At 73.5% G+C, this 16,856-nt stretch carries 20 protein-coding genes; 14 read left to right on the forward strand and 6 right to left on the reverse strand.

The genetic code is table 11. The features are described 5' to 3' along the window. The first annotated feature begins 61 nt into the window (after nt 1-61). From secA2 to ACFOYX_RS29905, 4 genes are all read left to right on the forward strand, one after another. Nucleotides 62-2,350: an accessory Sec system translocase SecA2 gene (gene secA2, locus ACFOYX_RS29890; RefSeq protein WP_322441819.1), complete on the forward strand. Its 2,289-nt coding sequence runs from the start codon at nt 62-64 to the stop codon at nt 2,348-2,350. 190 nt (nt 2,351-2,540) lie between these two features. Next, nucleotides 2,541-3,281, forward strand: a complete 741-nt coding sequence (locus ACFOYX_RS29895; protein WP_322441881.1) for a GAF and ANTAR domain-containing protein — start codon at nt 2,541-2,543, stop codon at nt 3,279-3,281. A 78-nt stretch (nt 3,282-3,359) separates the two neighbouring features. Continuing rightward, entirely contained in the window at nt 3,360-3,860 is a 501-nt protein-coding gene (locus ACFOYX_RS29900; RefSeq protein ID WP_322441818.1) for a DUF2231 domain-containing protein, read from the forward strand. A 68-nt stretch (nt 3,861-3,928) separates the two neighbouring features. Further along, nucleotides 3,929-4,687, forward strand: a complete 759-nt coding sequence (locus ACFOYX_RS29905; RefSeq protein ID WP_109800752.1) for a class I SAM-dependent methyltransferase — start codon at nt 3,929-3,931, stop codon at nt 4,685-4,687. Between the two features lie 113 nt (nt 4,688-4,800). Here ACFOYX_RS29905 and ACFOYX_RS29910 read toward each other — a convergent pair whose 3' ends face one another. Together ACFOYX_RS29910 and ACFOYX_RS29915 are read right to left on the reverse strand one after the other, a co-directional pair. After that, complete coding sequence (locus tag ACFOYX_RS29910) at nt 4,801-5,724, reverse strand: DUF3500 domain-containing protein (protein ID WP_377534612.1); 924 nt, start codon at nt 5,722-5,724, stop codon at nt 4,801-4,803. 68 nt (nt 5,725-5,792) lie between these two features. Continuing rightward, nucleotides 5,793-6,137, reverse strand: a complete 345-nt coding sequence (locus tag ACFOYX_RS29915; RefSeq protein WP_322441816.1) for an ankyrin repeat domain-containing protein — start codon at nt 6,135-6,137, stop codon at nt 5,793-5,795. 70 nt (nt 6,138-6,207) lie between these two features. On the opposite strand from ACFOYX_RS29915, the gene ACFOYX_RS29920 reads away from it, so the two are divergent. The 9 genes from ACFOYX_RS29920 to ACFOYX_RS29960 all read left to right on the forward strand — a co-directional run bounded on the left by ACFOYX_RS29920 (nt 6,208) and on the right by ACFOYX_RS29960 (nt 12,207). After that, on the forward strand, nt 6,208-6,585 hold the full coding sequence (locus ACFOYX_RS29920; RefSeq protein ID WP_322441815.1) for a signal peptidase I: 378 nt from the start codon (nt 6,208-6,210) through the stop codon (nt 6,583-6,585). A gap of 106 nt (nt 6,586-6,691) precedes the next feature. Beyond that, the gene (locus tag ACFOYX_RS29925) at nt 6,692-7,144 is read left to right on the forward strand and encodes a cysteine dioxygenase family protein (protein ID WP_322441814.1); all 453 of its coding nucleotides are present in this window, start codon (nt 6,692-6,694) and stop codon (nt 7,142-7,144) included. A gap of 62 nt (nt 7,145-7,206) precedes the next feature. After that, the gene (locus ACFOYX_RS29930; protein WP_322441813.1) at nt 7,207-7,698 is read left to right on the forward strand and encodes a rhodanese-like domain-containing protein; all 492 of its coding nucleotides are present in this window, start codon (nt 7,207-7,209) and stop codon (nt 7,696-7,698) included. Between the two features lie 52 nt (nt 7,699-7,750). Beyond that, on the forward strand, nt 7,751-8,356 hold the full coding sequence (locus ACFOYX_RS29935; RefSeq protein ID WP_322441812.1) for a winged helix-turn-helix domain-containing protein: 606 nt from the start codon (nt 7,751-7,753) through the stop codon (nt 8,354-8,356). A gap of 342 nt (nt 8,357-8,698) precedes the next feature. Next, complete coding sequence (locus ACFOYX_RS29940; RefSeq protein ID WP_322441811.1) at nt 8,699-9,307, forward strand: winged helix-turn-helix domain-containing protein; 609 nt, start codon at nt 8,699-8,701, stop codon at nt 9,305-9,307. A gap of 34 nt (nt 9,308-9,341) precedes the next feature. Further along, a complete protein-coding gene (locus ACFOYX_RS29945) occupies nt 9,342-9,980 on the forward strand; it encodes a uridine kinase (protein ID WP_322441810.1) in 639 nt (212 codons plus the stop codon). A gap of 188 nt (nt 9,981-10,168) precedes the next feature. Then, complete coding sequence (locus ACFOYX_RS29950) at nt 10,169-10,567, forward strand: TraR/DksA C4-type zinc finger protein (RefSeq protein WP_109804844.1); 399 nt, start codon at nt 10,169-10,171, stop codon at nt 10,565-10,567. Nucleotides 10,568-10,614: 47 nt separating this feature from the next. Continuing rightward, nucleotides 10,615-11,487 (forward strand): DUF72 domain-containing protein, encoded by an 873-nt coding sequence (locus ACFOYX_RS29955; protein WP_322441809.1) that lies wholly within the window; start codon nt 10,615-10,617, stop codon nt 11,485-11,487. A gap of 291 nt (nt 11,488-11,778) precedes the next feature. Then, nucleotides 11,779-12,207: a DUF2267 domain-containing protein gene (locus ACFOYX_RS29960; protein ID WP_322441808.1), complete on the forward strand. Its 429-nt coding sequence runs from the start codon at nt 11,779-11,781 to the stop codon at nt 12,205-12,207. Here ACFOYX_RS29960 and ACFOYX_RS29965 read toward each other — a convergent pair. The 4 genes from ACFOYX_RS29965 to ACFOYX_RS29980 form a co-directional block, all read right to left on the reverse strand. Then, nucleotides 12,164-12,997, reverse strand: coding sequence for a DUF72 domain-containing protein (locus tag ACFOYX_RS29965; RefSeq protein ID WP_322441807.1), 834 nt, complete (start codon nt 12,995-12,997; stop codon nt 12,164-12,166). The genes ACFOYX_RS29960 and ACFOYX_RS29965 overlap by 44 nt on opposite strands. A gap of 48 nt (nt 12,998-13,045) precedes the next feature. Next, nucleotides 13,046-14,221, reverse strand: a complete 1,176-nt coding sequence (locus tag ACFOYX_RS29970; RefSeq protein WP_322441805.1) for a mechanosensitive ion channel domain-containing protein — start codon at nt 14,219-14,221, stop codon at nt 13,046-13,048. A 96-nt stretch (nt 14,222-14,317) separates the two neighbouring features. Further along, complete coding sequence (locus tag ACFOYX_RS29975) at nt 14,318-15,433, reverse strand: low temperature requirement protein A (protein ID WP_322441803.1); 1,116 nt, start codon at nt 15,431-15,433, stop codon at nt 14,318-14,320. 151 nt (nt 15,434-15,584) lie between these two features. Further along, nucleotides 15,585-16,334, reverse strand: a complete 750-nt coding sequence (locus tag ACFOYX_RS29980; RefSeq protein WP_109804839.1) for a PIG-L deacetylase family protein — start codon at nt 16,332-16,334, stop codon at nt 15,585-15,587. A gap of 228 nt (nt 16,335-16,562) precedes the next feature. On the opposite strand from ACFOYX_RS29980, the gene ACFOYX_RS29985 reads away from it, so the two are divergent. Further along, complete coding sequence (locus tag ACFOYX_RS29985; RefSeq protein WP_109804838.1) at nt 16,563-16,853, forward strand: hypothetical protein; 291 nt, start codon at nt 16,563-16,565, stop codon at nt 16,851-16,853. The last annotated feature ends 3 nt before the right edge of the window (nt 16,854-16,856 follow it).

Consider the following 16,856-nt stretch of genomic DNA (forward strand, 5'->3'; position numbering starts at 1 on the left):
GGCACGACCGGGGGAGCGCCGGGCCGCACAATCGGGTTCGGTTCGCGTACCGTTGCCGCTCATGGGTGTGTCGTTGAAGACCAGGTTCCGGCGGTTTCTCCAGCGGCCGGGTACGACGGTCGAGCTGGCCCCGCTGGAGAAGCTGCTGCCGGCCGTCGAGGCGCGCGAGGAGGAGCTGCAGGGGCTCGACGACGCCGAGCTGACCGAGGCCGCCGGCGCCGCCACCGGGTACGAGGAGATCTGCGCGATCGGCCGGGAGGCCGCCCGCCGCGGCCTCGACCAGCGGCCGTACGACGTGCAGCTGCTCGGCGCGATGGCGCTGCTCTCCGGCAAGGTCGCCGAGATGGCCACCGGTGAGGGCAAGACGCTCACCGCCACCATCGCCGCGTACGGGCACGTGCGGATGGGCAACGGCCCGGTCCACGTGCTCACCGTCAACGACTACCTGGCCCGCCGCGACGCCGAGTGGATGAGCCCGGTCTACGCCCTGCTCGGGCTCACCGTCGGCTGGGTCAACGAGGCCTCCACCCCCGAGGAGCGGCGCGCCGCGTACGCCTGCGACGTCACCTACGTCTCGGTCAGCGAGGCCGGCTTCGACTACCTGCGCGACCAGCTCGTCACCGACATCGCCGACCGGGTCCAGCAGCCGCTGCGGACCGCCATCGTCGACGAGGCCGACTCGATCCTGATCGACGAGGCCCGGGTGCCGATGGTCCTCGCCGGCGCGGTCCCCGGCGAGCAGGACCCGGTGCACGCCGCCGCCGCGCTGGTGCGCGGGCTGCGCAGGGGCAAGCACTACACCGTCGCCGAGGACGGCCGCAGCGTCGCCTTCACCGCGGTCGGCCTGGCCACCGTCGAGGCCAAGCTCGGCGGCATCGACCTGTACGACGAGGAGCACGTCGGGCAGCTCTCCGCGGTGAATGTGGCGCTGCACGCGCACGCCCTGCTGCACCGCGACGTCGACTACATCGTCCGGGACGGCTCGGTCGAGCTGATCGACGAGATGCGCGGCCGGGTCGCCCAGCGCCGCCGCTGGCCGGACGGGCTCCAGGCCGCGGTGGAGGCGAAGGAGGGTCTGGACGCGACCGCCGAGGGTGAGGTGCTGGGCACCATCGCCGTGCAGGCGTACATCGCGCTCTACCCGACGGTCTGCGGGATGACCGCGACCGCGGTGCTCGTCGGCGACCAGCTACGGGAGTTCTTCGGCCTCGAGGTGGCGGTGATCCCGCCGAACACGCCGTGCGTCCGCGAGGACGAGCCGGACCGGTTCTACGCCACCCGGGCCGAGAAGGAGGAGGCGCTGATCGACGAGATCAAGCGCTGCCACGAGCAGGGCCGGCCGGTGCTGGTCGGCACCCTGGACGTGAAGGAGTCCGAGGGGCTGGCCGCCGGGCTGCACGCCGCGGGGGTGCCCTGCGTGGTGCTCAACGCCAAGAACGACGACGAGGAGGCGGCGATCATCGCCGAGGCCGGCGCGTACGGCGCGGTGACCGTCTCCACCCAGATGGCCGGCCGGGGCGTCGACATCCGGCTCGGCGGAAGCGACCAGACCGACCAGGAGCGGGTGGCCGAGCTGGGCGGCCTGTACGTGATCGGCAGCGGCCGGCACGACAGCCGCCGGGTCGACGACCAGCTGCGCGGTCGGGCCGGCCGGCAGGGCGACCCGGGCGCCTCGGTCTTCTTCGTCAGCCTGGAGGACGACCTGGTGGTCCGGCACGCCGGCGACGCCATCCCGGCCTCGCCGCGGATGAACGCCGACGGCCTGGTCACCGACCCGCAGGTGGACTACGCGGTGGAGCATGCCCAGCGGGTCGCCGAGGGGGTCAACCACGAGATCCACCGCAACACCTGGCGCTACAGCGTGGTGATCGAGCAGCAGCGTAAGGCCCTCGCCGAGCGGCGCGAGCGGCTGCTCACCAGCGACATCGCCGCGCTGATGCTGCTGGAGCGGGTGCCGGAGAAGGCCGGCGAGATGGACGAGGACCTGCTCGCCGACGCGGCCCGGTCGATCGCCCTTTACCACCTGGACCGGCTCTGGGCCGACCACCTGGCCGAGCTCTCCGAGGTCCGGGAGGGCGTGCACCTGCGGGCGCTGGGCCGGCTGGACCCGCTCGACGAGTTCCACCGCAGCGCCGTGCCCGCGTTCAACGCGCTGATCCCCGAGATCGAGACGCGGACCATCGCCACCTTCGAAGAGACCGAGTTCGACGAGGGCTGGGAGCCGGACGCCTCGAAGCTGGTCCGGCCCACCGCCACCTGGACGTACCTGGTGCACGACAACCCGTTCGGCTCGGAGCTGGACCGGTTGATCGCCTCCGTCGGGCGACGGCTCATCTCCGGTTCCCGCTGACCGTCACAGGGGTCCCTTCCGGCGCACTGGTCGCGTGGAAGGGACCCCTTTGCACGGTTTCGATCCTGATTTGGGAGGGTAGTAGCCCGAGGCTTTCAAGTCAGGGAGAGGCAGCGGGGATGACACAGGCAATGGCACCGGACGGGGACACCGCGTGGTCGTACGCGCCGGGGGCGGGGACCGCGAGCCGGTGAACCTGGACACGCGGGAGTCGACCATCGACACGCTGGGCGTGCTGGAGACCGCGGCACTGCTGCGGGAGCTCACCGCCGGCCTGATCGCGGTCACCGACTTCGACGAGGCGCTGGAGCAGCTGGTCCGGATCGCCCGGGACGCCGTACCGGGGGTGGCCTGCTGCGGCTTCACCGCGCTGCGGGCCGGCGAGCCGGCCGGCGTGGCCGCCTCCGACCCCCGGCTGGCCGAGCTGGACGACCTGCGGCACGCCCCCGACTCGCCGGCGATGAGCGCCATCCGCCGCCGCGAGATGATCATCGCGGAGGACCTCACCCGGGAGTCGCGCTGGCCGGCCTGGACCACCCGGGCCCGCAACCTGGGCGTATGCGGAGTGATCTCCGCGCCGGTCGACGTCGACGAGCAGGTGATCGGCGCGATCAACCTGTACGCCGAGGCGAGGCCCGGGCTGACCACCCGGCACCAGCTCACCGCGATGCTCCTCGCCGAGCACGCCGGGCTGCTGCTGGCCGCGGTCCGGGACCGGGCCCGGCAGGCGGCGACGGCCGGTCAGCTGGACGCCACCCTGCTGGAGGAGGGGGTCGTCGGGCAGGCCATCGGGGTGATCATGACCCAGCGCGGCTGCCCGGCCCCGGAGGCGCTGGACGTGCTCCGCAGCGCCGCCGCCTCGTTGGACATTCCGCTGCGCGAGGTGGCCGAGCGGTTGGTGATCACCGTCTCCCGTCCCCGGGAGAGCTGAACGGCGTTCGTTTCCCCCCGGTTGGCGGTCGGGTAGCACTCTGGACTGGCGCACCGCACCGATCCTGGGGAGGAACCGATGGAGAGCCGACTGCGGGTGCAGGGGCACCCCATCCAACCGATGCTGCTGACGTTCCCGTTCGGACTCTTCGTCAGCGCCGCGGTGTTCGACCTGGCCGACGTCGCCGGCGGCCCCGCCTTCCTCGGCGAGGTGGGCTACTGGAGCGCGGTCGCCGCGCTGGTCGCGGCCGCCCTCACCACCGTCGCCGGGATGGTCGACCTGTGGGACGTCCGGGCCGACCGGACCCGCCGTACCGCGATCACCTTCAACCTGGTCAACGCCGCGATGGCGGGGCTGTTCCTGCTCGCCTGCCTGATCCGGGCCCAGTCGCCGGAGCGCGGCGCCACCGGCGTGCTGCTCGCCACGGAGCTGGTCGCCCTGGTCGTCGGGGCGGTGGGGGTCCGGCTGGGCGCCCGGTTGATGCGCCAGTTCGACCGGGGCCGCGTCGAGCCGAGCGGCTTCGAGGCGCTGAGCCCGGTCACCGGCTCCACCGTCGAGATCGTCCGCCCGCCGGCGTGACGCCCCGCCGCGCCGCGCGGCTCGAAAATTCCTTGCCGGTGCCCGGCCGCCGGCGGCAGGCTCGCCGGGTGGGCGCGGACCGTGACTTCGAAGAGCTGATCGCCGAGGGGGCCGGCGTGCCGGTCGACGGCTGGGACTTCTCCTGGCTGGCCGGGCGGGCCACCGAGGAACGCCCGCCGTGGGGCTACGCCCGGCTGGTGGGCGCCCGGATGGCCACCGTCGCCGCCGCCCTGGACATCGACACGGGCGGGGGAGAGGTGCTCGCCGAGACGCCCACGCCGCCGCCGCTGCTGGTCGCCACCGAGGCCTGGCCGCCGAACGTCGAGGTGGCCCGCCGTACGCTGCGCCGGGTCGGCGCCACCGTGGTCCGGGTGGCCGAGACGCCCCCGCTGCCGTTCCGGGACGGCTCGTTCGACCTGGTGACCAGCCGACACCCGGTGGACACCTGGTGGGACGAGATCGCCCGGGTGCTCCGCCCCGGTGGGAGTTACCTGTCCCAGCAGATCGGCGCGGGCACGGTCCGCGAGCTGAGCGAGGCGATCCTCGGCCCGCTGCCGCGGCCGGCCAGCCGGCACCCCGAGCAGGCGGTCGCCGCCGCCCGGGCCGCCGGGCTGGAGGTCGTCGACCTGCGTACGGCCACCCTGCGGACGGTCTTCCACGACATCGCCGCCGTGGTGTACTTCCTGCGCAAGGTGATCTGGACCGTGCCCGGCTTCACGGTCGACCGCTACCGCGACGAGCTGCGCCGCCTGCACGACCGCATCCGCGCCGAGGGCCCCTTCGTCGCCCACGCCCAGCGCTTCCTCATCGACGCCCGCCACCCCTGACGGCCCCCGCCCGCGCGACTCGCGGTGATCATGAAGCTGTTGTCCCCGGCACCGGCGTGTCGCGACCACAACTTCATGATCACCGGGCGGGCCGGCCGCCCGGAACGAGTGGGTCAGTGGGCGGCGGCGTGGTGGGCGGCGAGGACGTCGGCGCCGAAGTCGCTGGCCGGGCGGCGCAGGACGGTGTGCGCGTGGTTGCCGTCGTCGGTGGTGTTGTCGTACTCGATCAGCAGGTCGTCGCCCTGGACGCGGTAGTAGTGCCGCTGCCCCGGCCGGGTCGGGCCGGCCCACGCGAAGTGCAGCTCCCCGCCGTCGAGCCGGCCGGCCTCCCGGGCGGCCAGTTCCGGCGGGAGGCGGTCGACGTAGAGGGCGACGAGCTGGCCGAGCAGCGCCCGGCCGGTCGGCGTGAGCCGGTTCCGGGGCACCCCGAGCGGGTCGAGCCGGCCGGGGGCGCTGGGCCGGGTGGCGCTGATGATGTCGGTGGGCGCCTCGTCGGCGACGATCGCCGCGGCCCGGCCCGCCGGCCCGAGCGCGTCCAGCAGCTCCCGGGCCAGGTCCTCCTCGGGTCCCAGCGGCCGGGAGACCGGCCGGCCGGCGTGCCGGACCGTGGCCGGGTTGGCGCCGAAGAAGAGCGGGGCGGGGGAGACCTGGTCGGCGACCACCGTCATGCTCACCGAGAGGTGGTGTCCCTCGATCCGCCAGCCCCACCGGTCGTCGGCGGCCGGGTCGCCGAAGAGGGCCACCCAGTAGTCGCCGCTGTGCCGGCCGCGCCGCCAGCCCTCCGCCCGGTCGAGCACCTCCTCAAGGGCGATGATCGCCATCGCCTGCGCGTACGCCGGCGGGCTCAGCGCGGTGGCCAGCAGCCGGTGCGCCGCCTTGCGGGCCGCGACGTCAAGGTCGGCGAGGGGCACGCCGGGTCGGGGCCGGGGCCGGTACTCCAGCCACCGGCGGGCCGCCTCGTCGTCGAAGGCGTGACCGGCGCGCTGCCGGCCCGCCTCGTTGAGCGCCGCCAGCAGGTCGCCGGCCGCAGTGCGCATCTGCTCGGGTACAGGATCCTCCACCGACCCTGTATACCGCCCCGACGGACGGCGCGTCCGGCGCGTGGTCAGCTCCGGCCGAGCGCGGCCAGCATTTCCGGCAGCTCGAAGAAGCGGGCCGTCTCCACCGCCGAGGGGCTGCCGTGGTCCGGCTCGGCGCCGGCGTCGAGCAGCGCCCGTACCGCCTCGGTGTTCTTCCGGAAGACGGCCGCGGCGAGCGCGGTCTGGCCGCGGTCGTTGGTCCGGGCGTGGTGGGCGCCCCGGGCCAGCAGCGTGTCGCCCTTGTCGTTGGTCATGTCGACCGGCAGGCCGGCGTCGACGTACTCGGCCAGTTCCTCGGTCGCCCCGCCGCGCGCCAGGTCGAACATCCGGTGCGCGGAGGCGAGCGTCTGCGCGTCGAGATCGTCGGTCATCCGTCCAGGTTGGTGGGACCCCGACCGGCGGCGCCTGGTAGCTTGCCAGCCCGGCGCGCGGGAGGGGTGGATGGACGATTCGGTGTACGTCGGCAACGCGGACCTGGACGGGGCGACCGACGCCGGCTGGCTGCTCGGCCACTTCAAGCCGCCGGGGGACGTCCGGCACAGCACGGAGGTCGAGGTGAAGTGGGGTGTGCACCCGGCGGGGGAGGCCCGGTCCCGGTGGGCGACCGGAGAGCGCCGCACCGCGCTGCTGGTGCTGATCAGCGGTCGGTTCCGGGTGGAGCTGCCGGACCGCACGGTGGTGCTCGGCAAGCCCGGCGACTACGTGGTGTGGGGCCGGGGTGTCGACCATTCCTGGTACGCGGAGCGGGAGTCGGTGGTGCTGACGGTACGCTGGCCGTCCGTGCCGGGCTACCGGGTGGACCCGCCGATGATCCGCTGACCTGGCGCCGCCGCTGTCCCAGCATCCGGTATTACCTACCAAACCTATAGGGTTTGCCTTCTATCGTGGAGGGGCACGCGCCGCTCCGCACCCGTGAGGACGACCCATGACCAGCGCACCCCCCGCCGACCTGCTCGCCGTCGCCGCCCGGTACGCGGATCCCCCCGCTTGGCCGGTCCCGCTGCGCTTCGACCGGGCGCAACGGTGGTACGCACGGCTCGCGGCCGGGCCGGACCACGAGGTCTGGGCATTGAGCTGGCTGCCCGGGCAGGGCACGGATCTGCACGACCACGGCGGCTCCTCCGGCGCCTTCCTGGTCGTCGCCGGCACCCTCACCGAAGAGACGGTCAGCGGCGGTCGGCTGCGCCCGCACCGGCTGGCCACGGGCACCGGCCGGCGCTTCGGCGCCCGACACGTGCACGTCGTGACCAACCGGGGCGACCAGCCGGCGGTCAGCGTGCACGTCTACCGGCCCACACTGCGCCGGATGACCCGCTACCGGCTCCTCGACGGGCAGCTCCTGATCGGGGACGTGGCCGAGGCCGGGGTGGCGTGGTGAGCCGGCCAGGCGAGCGACCGCAGCCACCCGCAGACCCGACATCCGCCTGGAAGGACGCGACGATGCCGCACACCCAGACCCGCACCGACAGCTGTCCGGTCCCGCCGCCCGGCTCCCGCGGCATCGACGAGGTCCTCGCCGCCGCCCGCGCCCGGCTGCGCCGGCTCGACCCCGAGCAGGCGCACCTCGCGTACCGGTCCGGGGCGCTGCTGGTCGACATCCGGCCGGCGGGCCAACGCGCCGCGCACGGCACCGTCCCCGGTGCCCTCGCCGTGGAACGCAACGTGCTCGAGTGGCGGTTCGACCCGCGCTGTCCGGCCCGGCTGCCCCAGGCCGTCGACTACGACGTGCCGATGGTGATCCTCTGCCAGGAGGGCTACACCTCCTCGCTGGCCGCCGCCGCCCTGCAGGATCTGGGCCTGCACCGGGCCACCGACGTGGTCGGCGGATTCGCCGCCTGGCGCATCGCCGGGCTGCCCACCCTCGGCCCCACCCCGCCGCACCGCCCCTCGTCCGCCGCGCCCCCGGTCACCGCCGGCCGGGCGCCGCGCTGACCGTCGCGCCGTACCCGGCGTGGCGGGCGCGACCGCCAGCTCAGGAGGTCCCATGTCCGTCGTCGCCATCTCCTCGCGTCCGCACCGGCCCGACCGTCCCGACCGGACCACGCTGTCCCGGCCCCGCCCCGCCCCGACCCTGACCATCACCCTCGAGATCCCCGCCGGTGCGCTGACGCCCGGCCTGGCTCGGCTGGTCGACCTGCTCGGCGAGCTGGCCGAGACGGGCGAGGGGATGCTCCGCCACCAGACGCCGGGCCGCGCCCTCGCCGGCCGGCCGCGCGCCGCCGATCCGGTCGCCCCGCCGACACAGCCCGACCTGCCGGCCGATCCGCCGGCCGTACCGGCCGATCCGGACCCGGTACGGATCCTGGCCGGCCCCCGGATCGTCCGCCACGGTCCGCGGGACGTCCCGCTGACCCGGATCGAGTACGACCTGCTGCTCTTCCTCGCCGAGCACCCCCGCCGGGTCTTCACCCGCCGGCAGTTGCTCGCCAACGTCTGGGGCTACGAGCACGCGGTGGCCCGCACCGTGGACGTGCACGTCCGCCGGCTGCGCGCCAAGCTCGGCACCGACACCCCGCTGGTGACCACGGTGCACGGCGTGGGCTACCGGCTCGCCGACGAGGCCCGCGTCGAGGTGGGCCGGGAGCACTGAACCGACGGGAGGAGCCATCCGTCGCTCCGGGCGCCCGGGTCGGAGCCCCGGCCGGCGTCCGGCGTCCCCGTGTTCCGGCCGCGTTCCCCCGCGTGAGCAGGGGCGCAGCGGTGCCACCGGCCAATGTGAACCGGCCGGGCACCCCCCTTGACCGGTCGCCCCGACGACTCTGCTGTAATCATCTGGCCTCGCACGGAGAGCGAGCGGGTGGCTGCGATGTGTTCGTCAATTGTCACATTCATGCAACGTAGCCGCCCCTTGACCCTCGCACAGGCGCCGGGAAGCATCGATGAAGCGGCGTCCCGGGCCGTGGGGAGATACCCGGACCAGCCAAGGAGGACCATGTCGGTCAGCCCCGCCTCGTCGCGCGCCGGATGGCATACGTCCCAACCCGCGGTTCCCGGTCGTCCTCCCGGCGGCCAGCGTCGCCCCGCGAACACGGCCACACCCGTGCTCACGGTGACCCTGTCCATCCCGCTCGCCTGCGAGGAGTCCCTGACCCCACCCGCGCGCCGGCTGCTCGAGGCCGCCCGGGAGATGCTGGAACGCGGTGACGCGGTCATCTCCAGCGGCACCGGCCCGGTGGAGCGCCGCCCCGACCCGGTGCCGGCCGGCCGGTCCCCGTCCCGCCCCCTAGCCCCGACCATCCCGACCCTGCACATCCTGGCCGCCTCCCGCTCGGTGCTGCGCGACGGCGAGCCGCTGCCGCTGACCCGGCTGGAGTTCGACCTGCTGCTGCACCTGGTCGCGCATCCGCGCCGGGTCTTCACCCGGCTGCAACTGCTCAACGCGGTCTGGGGCTACGAGCACGCCGGCGTCCGCACGGTGGACGTGCACGTCCGACGGCTGCGCGGCAAGGTCGGCGTGGACGTCCCCCTGGTCACCACCGTCTACGGCGTCGGCTACCGGCTGGCCGACGACGCCCGCGTCACCGTCGACCGCACCGGCTGAGCCGGCCGGGCCCCTGGCCGGGCACCATGGTCGGATGCGCGTCCGTCCGATCACGCCCGAACGACTCGTCGCCGAGCTGGCCGACCGGCTGGCCGGCACCGCCGTGCCCGGGCGGCTCCGGGTGGCGATCGACGGTCCACCGGCCGCCGGTCCCGACGCGCTGGCCGCGGCCCTGGTCGACCCGCTGCGCGCCGCCGGGCGGCCGGTGCTGCACGTGCTCGCCGCCGACTTCCTCCGCCCCGCCTCGGTCCGGCTGGAGCTGGGCCGGACCAACCCGGACGCCTACTACGAGGGTTGGGTCGACGAGGCCGGGCTGCGCCGGGAGGTGCTCGACCCGGCCGCCGCGGACGGGTCGGGTCGGCTGCTCCCGTCGCTCTGGGACGCCGTCACCGACCGGGCCAGCCGGGCCGGGTACGTCGAGCTGCCAGCCGGTGGCGTGGTGCTGGTCAGCGGGTCGCTGCTGCTCGGCGGCGGGCTGCCCTTCGACGCCACCGTGCACCTGGAGCTCTCCCCGGCCGCGCTGGCCCGGCGTACCGACCCGGAGCTGCGCTGGACGCTGCCCGCCTTCGCCCGGTACGCCGACGAGGTCGCGCCGGCGTCCTTCGCCGACGTGGTCGTCCGGGTCGACGACCCACGCCACCCGGCGGTGGTCGAGCCCGGGGAGCCCGGCTGACCAGCCGGCCCGCCGGAACCGGACGGTCGGTACGCCGACGGGCGAAAAATCGTCGGTTTGATCCTTTCCAGGTGCGGGTAATCGCCCGGCTCACAGAGCACGGGTGAGTTCACCCGCGCCACCGACGGACAGGTCCGGGGCGTCACAGCGCCCCGGACCGATGTGAGGCCCACGAAAGGCAGGCAGCGATGCTCGTCCACGACACGGTAGCCACCGGCCGTTCCCAGGCGGAGATCGACCAGATCCGGCAGTCCCTGCGGTCGCGCTACGACGAGCTGACCGCGGAGTACGAGCAGGCGGTGCTGCAGAGCCAGGTGCTGCGCCTGGTGGAGGTCGGCGACACCGCCGGCGACGACCAGGCCGACAGCGGCACCAAGACCGCCGAGCGGGACACCGCGCAGTCCCTGCTGCGCACCATTCTGGACCGCCGCGCCCAGTTCGAGCACGCGCTGACCCGGCTGGACGAGGGCACCTACGGGTTCTGCGAGGGTTGCTCCGCGCCGATCCCGGTGGAGCGGCTGGAGATCTTCCCGTCCGCCACCTCCTGCGTGGCCTGCAAGCAGACCCGGGAGCGGCGGGCGGCCTGAGCGCCGTCCGAGTTGCCGGTCGGTCCGACGCGCGGTGGACTCCACCCATGGGTGAGATCAAGGTGGGCACCGCCTCGTGGACCGACCGGACCCTGCTCGACTCCGGCTGGTACCCGGCGACCGCGGACACCCCGGAGAAACGGCTGGCCTACTACGCCCGGCAGTTCCCGCTGGTCGAGGTGGACGCCACCTACTACTCGCCGCCCGCGGAGCGGACGGCGGAGCTCTGGGTGGCCCGCACCCCGCCCGGGTTCACCTTCAACGTCAAGGCGTTCAGCCTGCTGACCGGGCATCCGACCCGGGTCGGCGCGCTCTACAAGGACCTGCGCCCGGAGACGGACAAGAAGAACGTCTACCCGGACGATCTGCCGCCGCAGACGTACGAGGAGGTCTGGACCCGGTTCCTGTCCGCCCTGGACCCGCTGGTCGAGGCGGGCCGGCTCGGCGCGCTGCTGTTCCAGTTCCCGCCCTGGTTCACCATCAAGCGAGAGAACAAGCAGTACCTGCTCGAGGTGGCGAAGCGGTGCGCCCCGCTGCGCCCGGTCTTCGAGTTCCGGCACGCGTCCTGGTTCGACGGGGCCAACCGGGACGAGACGCTGGGCTTCCTGCGTCAGCACCGGCTGCCGTACGTCTGCGTCGACATGCCGCAGGGGCACCGGTCGTCCGTCCCGCCGGTGCTGGCGGCCACCGCGGACCTGGCGGTGGTCCGCTTCCACGGGCACAGCGACAAGTGGACCAGCAAGGACATCCACGAGAAGTTCGGGTACGAGTACTCCGAGCGGGAGCTGCGGGACTGGGCGCCGAAGCTGCGCGAGCTGGCCGGTGAGGCCGAGCAGACGCACGTGCTGATGAACAACTGCTACCGCGACTACGCCCAGCGCAACGGCCGGCAGTTGCAGGCCCTGCTCGGCGCGGACTGATTCACCCGGGGCGGGTGAGGCCCACTCACCCCGGAGCCGCACAGCATGGACGGTGTGTGCGGTCCGTCGACCGGCGCGACCGCGAGGCCGACAGGAGGTGGGCCATGACGGTGCGGGTGGTAGCGGATGCGCGCCGCGGCCGGGTGCTGCACGTGGTCGGGAAGTCCGACGTGCCCCGGCGTGGCGAGCGGCCCGGTCGGTTCAGCCCGACCCGGCTCTGGCGGGGGCCTAGCGGGCCGCCGCGCCGCACCGACGACCGACGCTGGGAAACCGACGCACGGGGGTGGATAGATGGCTGAGCAGCTGATTTCCGCGGTCGAGTCCTCGATGGACAAGACAAACCTGATGCTCAAGGACATCGAGCAGGCGTACGGCTGGCCGAAGGAACAGCGCAACCAGTCGTACGCGGCGTTGCGCACGGTGCTGCACCTGCTGCGCGACCGGCTGCCGGTGCAGCAGAGCGTGGAGTTCGCCCAGCAGTTGCCGGTGCTGGTCCGCGGCATCTACTTCGACGGCTGGCAGCCGGAGAACGTGCCGATCAAGCTGAACCGGGAAGACTTCCTCTATGAGGTCCGCCAGGGCTTCCCGTACGACGTGGAGGGCGGCACGGAGCGGGTGGTGCAGGTGGTGCTGGACACCCTGCGCCGGCACGTCACCCAGGGCGAGTGGCAGGACGTCAAGTCGCAGATGCCGAAGGACCTGGGCCGGATGATTCCCTGACCGGCCCCGTCCCGGCCCGCTCCACTCCGGTGGGGCGGGCCCTCGGCGTCCGGCTGACCGGGAGGCCGGCCCGCCGGGCCAGTCCGGCGAAGGCCACCGCGTCGACGATCGCCGCCCCGCCGGGGTCGTTGTTGAAGTAGACGTACGCGGGCTCGGCGTCGCTGAACGTGTCGCCCAGCCGGCGTACCCAGGACGCCAGCGCGGCCCGGCCGTAGCGCGGCCACGGGCGGGCGCGCCCCTCGTGCAAGCGCAGGTAGCCGAAGTCGGTGGTGCGCCACAGCGGCGTCACCGGCCGGCTGAGCCGGTCGGCCCAGACCAGCGCGGCCCGGCGCCGTTCGAGGACCAGCCGGGTGTCGTCGCTCCACCACGAGGGGTGCCGGGGTTCCACCGCCACCCGCACGTCGGCGGGGAAGAGCCGCAGCGTCGCGTCGAGCGCGTCGGGGTCGGCGCGCAGGTTCGGCGGGAGTTGCACGAGCACGGGTCCGAGCCGGTCGCCCAGCCCGCCGGCCCGGTCCAGGAACCGGGCCACCGGCTCGGCCGGCTCGCGCAGCCGCTTGATGTGGGTGAGGTAGCGGCTCATCTTCACCGCCACACAGAAGTCGTCGGGGGTGCGCGCCCGCGAGGCGACGAAGGTGTCCCGTTCGGGCAGCCGGTAGAAGGCGTTGTTCACCTCGACGGTGGCGAACCGTTCGGCGAAGTGCTCCAGCCAGAGCCGCTGCGGCAGCTTCGCCGGGTAGAAGCGCTCCCGCCAGTCCCGGTACTGCCAGCCGGAGGTGCCGACCAGGATCATTGTGATCGTGCCCTTGGAGGTTCGTTGCGGCGTACCGCTGTCGGAGGTTCAGGGCTTGTATTCGCTGCGGGTGCGGGGGAGCCATTGCGGGTGTTCATCCCGAAGGTAGCGGATCAGGCCCTCGCGGAGGTCGCAGCGGAGGTCCCAGGCACTCGGGCCGTCGGCGGCGGAAGCCTGGATCTGGATGACCACGCTTTGTGCGGTCGCGTCGACCATCTGCAGCACCCATCGGTCGCGGTCCCACAGTGGCGACGCCTCGACCAGCCGCCGAGCCTCCGTGCGGAGGTCATCCAGGTCGGCGGTGTGGTCCACGTGAAGTTTGATCTGGCCGACCACCCGGCTTTCGTTCCGGGTCCAGTTCTGGAACGGGCGTTCGGTGAAGTAGGTCGTGGGCAGGATGAGCACCCGGTCGTCCCAGAGTCGGATGACGACGTTGGTGAGCTTCAACTCCTCGACGCGGCCCCACTCACCCTCGATCACCAGGACGTCGCCGACGTGCAGTGAGTCGGCGAAGGCCACCTGGATTCCGGCGAAGGCGTTGCCCAGGGCGGTCCGCGCGGAGAGCCCGATCACCGCGCCGACCACTCCGGCCGAGCCCAACACCGACAGACCGAACAGGCGTACCGGCCGGAAGGTCACCATGATCAGGCCGATCGCCAGGATGGTGACGACGGTCGCGGTGAGGCGCCGTACCGGCCGGACCTGGGTGCGAGCGCGCCGGATGCGGCGGTCTGAGACCGCCGCCTCCGGCAGCCGGCTGAAGATGATGCTTTCGGCGACGTGCAGGGCCTTCACGATCAGCCACGCGGAACCGCCGATCAGCAGCAGTTGGACCCCGTGGCGGACGGCGCGAACCCACGGGTCCGGCCCTGACGGCATCACGAAGTACAGCGCCCCGAGCAGTAGCACCATGATCGCGGGACGTCGGCAGGCCTGGTACAGCGGCGTAAGGGCCCACTGGTAGCGGCCACGGGCGACTCGCCGGACGAGCACGCCGGTGAACCGATCCAGCAGGAGCGCCGCTCCCAGCGAGGCCAGCACGATCGCCACCAAGCCCATCAGGCGCCGACCGATGCAGCCGTAGTGCTCATGCTCCTCCAACTCCTCGGGCAGGTTGTCCTGTCCGAGCGTGTCATCCGGCCATGCGGCGTGCAGCTGGAAACGACCAAGCCAGGCGAAGTGCCCGGCGATCGGGCACGCATCGGCAGGCTGGGTCGCCGCCACGACAGCGGGCGCGGACCTAGTGACCAGTCGCCGCGCCCATCCTGCGTCGGCTGACCATGACGGTGGTGGCGACGAGGGCGGCGAGGAGCAGAGCAGTCAGGCCGGACGGCGCGGGGGTGAGCGGGGTGAGGAGCACGAGCGCCGCCGTGGCCCAGGCACGGTCATCTTCAGCTGCTCGTACGGGCGGATGTGCAGCGTCCAGACGGCGATCAGGTAGATGGCGACCGGGGCGGCCACGGAATACCCGGCGGCGACGCGCCCGAGGTGCGCCGCCCCGGTCTGGTAGTCGACGTCGACGGCCAGGCCCGCGCCGAGCGCGGCCGCCGACGCGAAGATCAGATACTGGCCGTATCCCCACAGCAGTGCCACGCGCGGCGTCGTTGCCAGGTGTTCGACCGGGCGGTCGAAATACAGCCACCAGACGGCGAAGACGATCACGATTCCGGCACCGGCGGTCGACAGCAGGGGGCTCGCCTTGGTTCCCCGGTCGAAGGCGGTCTGCACGGCGAGGCTCGCGGCGAGCACCGACTCGCCGAGCACGATGATGGTGAACAGGCCGTACCGCTCGGTGATGTGGCGCGGGTGCCAGATGATCGGGGCGGGGCGGCGGGCCCAGAACGGCAGTAGCAGTTCGGCGACGGCGACCGCCAGGAAGCCGGGCAACAGCCAGGGCCACCCGTCGGGCAGTGCCAGCCGGGCGATCCAGGCCGCCTGCAGCACGATGATGCCCACGGCGTAGCGCAGCGCGGTGGCGCGCCGCTCGGGATCGCTGTGGGCGACGCGCAACCACTGCCCGACCATCGCCAGGCGCATGATCACGTACCCGTACGTGCTGACGGAGAAGTCGCCGTGGTCGAAGGCGCGGGGCACGCCACCGGCGATCACCAGCGCCCCGGCGATCTGGACGAGGGTAGTGAGGCGGTAGACGTCGTCCTCGGGGTCGTACGCGGAGGCGAACGTGGTGAAGTTCATCCAGGCCCACCAGATCGCGAAGAACACCGCCGGGTAGAGGCCGATCCCATGGCCGATGTCGGCCTCGCCCAGGTTGTGGTGCAGCCGGTCGGCGGCCTGTCGCACCGCGGCCACGAAGCACAGGTCGAAGAGCAGTTCCAGCGGAGTGACCCGCCGGTACGGCTCGTCGGTGGGGCGGGCGACCATCGGCCGGTACCAGGTGCGCGAGGGGGCCGGTGGATGACTCGCCGGCTGGGACATGGCAACGCCTCGGACGGCTCGCGTGCGGAACGTTCCCTGGGCCGATCCTTCCGAAGCCCACCGGTCCCACGCGGACTCTCGCCGAAGTCGGCAGGTCGGCTCCACCGCCATGCCTGCAAGGCGCCGTGACCCGGAGGCGCGACTCGACCGCTCAGAAGAGGTCGAAGTGGAAGACCTCGAAGGCGGCGCCGTAGCGGACCCCGAGACGGGTGCCGGCGGGCCGGCTGATCCCCTCCAGGAACTCCTCCGGGTCGAAGCCGCCGTCCCCGAGCCCGCGCAGGTACTCCGCGTGCGCCCGCAGCGACGCCACGCCCCGTTCGAAGGTCGCCGTGACGTCCACGCCGTGCCGGGACTGCGGGGAGGCGGCCGCCCAGACCTGCCGTACCCGGTTCCACGGCTCGACACCGTCGACCAACTGCTCCGAGAAGATCCACCGGTTGCCGGCGTCGCGGACCGCGTCCAGCACCGCGCGGCCGGTGGCGATGTGGTCGGCCTGGTTGAGCGCGTACGCCCCGTCCCAGGTGTCCCGGAAGTTGTTGGTGATGACGACGTCGGGGCGGTGCCGCCGGACCACCGCGGCGATCTCGCAGCGCAGCGCGACGCCGTACTCCAGCAGGCCGTCGGGGAGGCCGAGGAACTCCACGGTCGGCACCCCGACCAGGGCGGCCGATTCGCGCTGTTCCCGCTCGCGGATCTCCCGGGTCCGCTCCGGCGGCATCCCGTCGATGCCCGCCTCGCCGCTGCTGACCAGGCAGTAGACGATCTCCTTGCCCTGCCCGGTCCAGCGCGCCACGGCCGCCGCGGCGCCGAACTCCAGGTCGTCGGGGTGCGCCACCACCGCCAGGCCGCGCTGCCAGTCCTCGGGCAGCGGTTCCAGCGGCTCGACCTCCGGTTGCGCCATGCGACCCTCCTGCCGGCCAATTCCCGGTACATCCTGACACCGCGCACCGGTCCGCGCCCGCAGGCGTGGCCTGGCCGCAACGGATGGCCCAGGTTCGGGGCCCGGCGAACCGTCCGTGTCGCCGGGTTCCGACGTCTACCGTGGGTTAGAGAAGATCGCGCGTGGGGTACCACCCGCTGCACGACGGACCCCGACCGACGACGGGGCGGCACACCCGAGGGAGCACCGATGCCACTCAACGACGACGACATGCAGACCACCAGCGGCGGCGGCCCCGAAGGCCCGGCCGACGGTGGCGCGACCCCGGGCCAGCAGGACGGTGGCGCCGACGGTGGCGCCGACCGTGGCGCGGAGCGTGGCGCCGACCGAGGGGCGGACCGTGGCGCCGAGGGTCCGGCCGACGGCGGCGCGACCCCGGGCCAGCAGGACGGTGGCGCGGACGGCGGCGCCGAGGGTCCGGCCGACGGTGGCGCGACCCCGGGCCAGCGCGACGGCGGCGCCGACGGCAGCGCCCGCTGACGG

It is taken from the genome of Micromonospora sp. GCM10011541, from assembly GCF_042650725.1.
GTDB lineage: Bacteria > Actinomycetota > Actinomycetes > Mycobacteriales > Micromonosporaceae > Micromonospora > Micromonospora sicca.

Bases quoted from the DNA above. Each gene is read 5' to 3' on its own strand.
- ACFOYX_RS29930 (WP_322441813.1), top strand. From the start codon at position 7,207: ATGCCGCACACCCAGACCCGCACCGACAGCTGTCCGGTCCCGCCGCCC.
- ACFOYX_RS29920 (WP_322441815.1), top strand. From the start codon at position 6,208: ATGGACGATTCGGTGTACGTCGGCAACGCGGACCTGGACGGGGCGACC.
- ACFOYX_RS29980 (WP_109804839.1), bottom strand. From the start codon at position 16,334: ATGGCGCAACCGGAGGTCGAGCCGCTGGAACCGCTGCCCGAGGACTGG.
- ACFOYX_RS29900 (WP_322441818.1), top strand. From the start codon at position 3,360: ATGGAGAGCCGACTGCGGGTGCAGGGGCACCCCATCCAACCGATGCTG.
- ACFOYX_RS29945 (WP_322441810.1), top strand. From the start codon at position 9,342: ATGCGCGTCCGTCCGATCACGCCCGAACGACTCGTCGCCGAGCTGGCC.
- ACFOYX_RS29950 (WP_109804844.1), top strand. From the start codon at position 10,169: ATGCTCGTCCACGACACGGTAGCCACCGGCCGTTCCCAGGCGGAGATC.
- ACFOYX_RS29955 (WP_322441809.1), top strand. From the start codon at position 10,615: ATGGGTGAGATCAAGGTGGGCACCGCCTCGTGGACCGACCGGACCCTG.
- ACFOYX_RS29935 (WP_322441812.1), top strand. From the start codon at position 7,751: ATGTCCGTCGTCGCCATCTCCTCGCGTCCGCACCGGCCCGACCGTCCC.
- ACFOYX_RS29940 (WP_322441811.1), top strand. From the start codon at position 8,699: ATGTCGGTCAGCCCCGCCTCGTCGCGCGCCGGATGGCATACGTCCCAA.
- ACFOYX_RS29965 (WP_322441807.1), bottom strand. From the start codon at position 12,997: ATGATCCTGGTCGGCACCTCCGGCTGGCAGTACCGGGACTGGCGGGAG.
- ACFOYX_RS29910 (WP_377534612.1), bottom strand. From the start codon at position 5,724: ATGCGCACTGCGGCCGGCGACCTGCTGGCGGCGCTCAACGAGGCGGGC.
- secA2 (WP_322441819.1), top strand. From the start codon at position 62: ATGGGTGTGTCGTTGAAGACCAGGTTCCGGCGGTTTCTCCAGCGGCCG.
- ACFOYX_RS29960 (WP_322441808.1), top strand. From the start codon at position 11,779: ATGGCTGAGCAGCTGATTTCCGCGGTCGAGTCCTCGATGGACAAGACA.
- ACFOYX_RS29915 (WP_322441816.1), bottom strand. From the start codon at position 6,137: ATGACCGACGATCTCGACGCGCAGACGCTCGCCTCCGCGCACCGGATG.
- ACFOYX_RS29975 (WP_322441803.1), bottom strand. From the start codon at position 15,433: ATGTCCCAGCCGGCGAGTCATCCACCGGCCCCCTCGCGCACCTGGTAC.
- ACFOYX_RS29985 (WP_109804838.1), top strand. From the start codon at position 16,563: ATGCCACTCAACGACGACGACATGCAGACCACCAGCGGCGGCGGCCCC.
- ACFOYX_RS29925 (WP_322441814.1), top strand. From the start codon at position 6,692: ATGACCAGCGCACCCCCCGCCGACCTGCTCGCCGTCGCCGCCCGGTAC.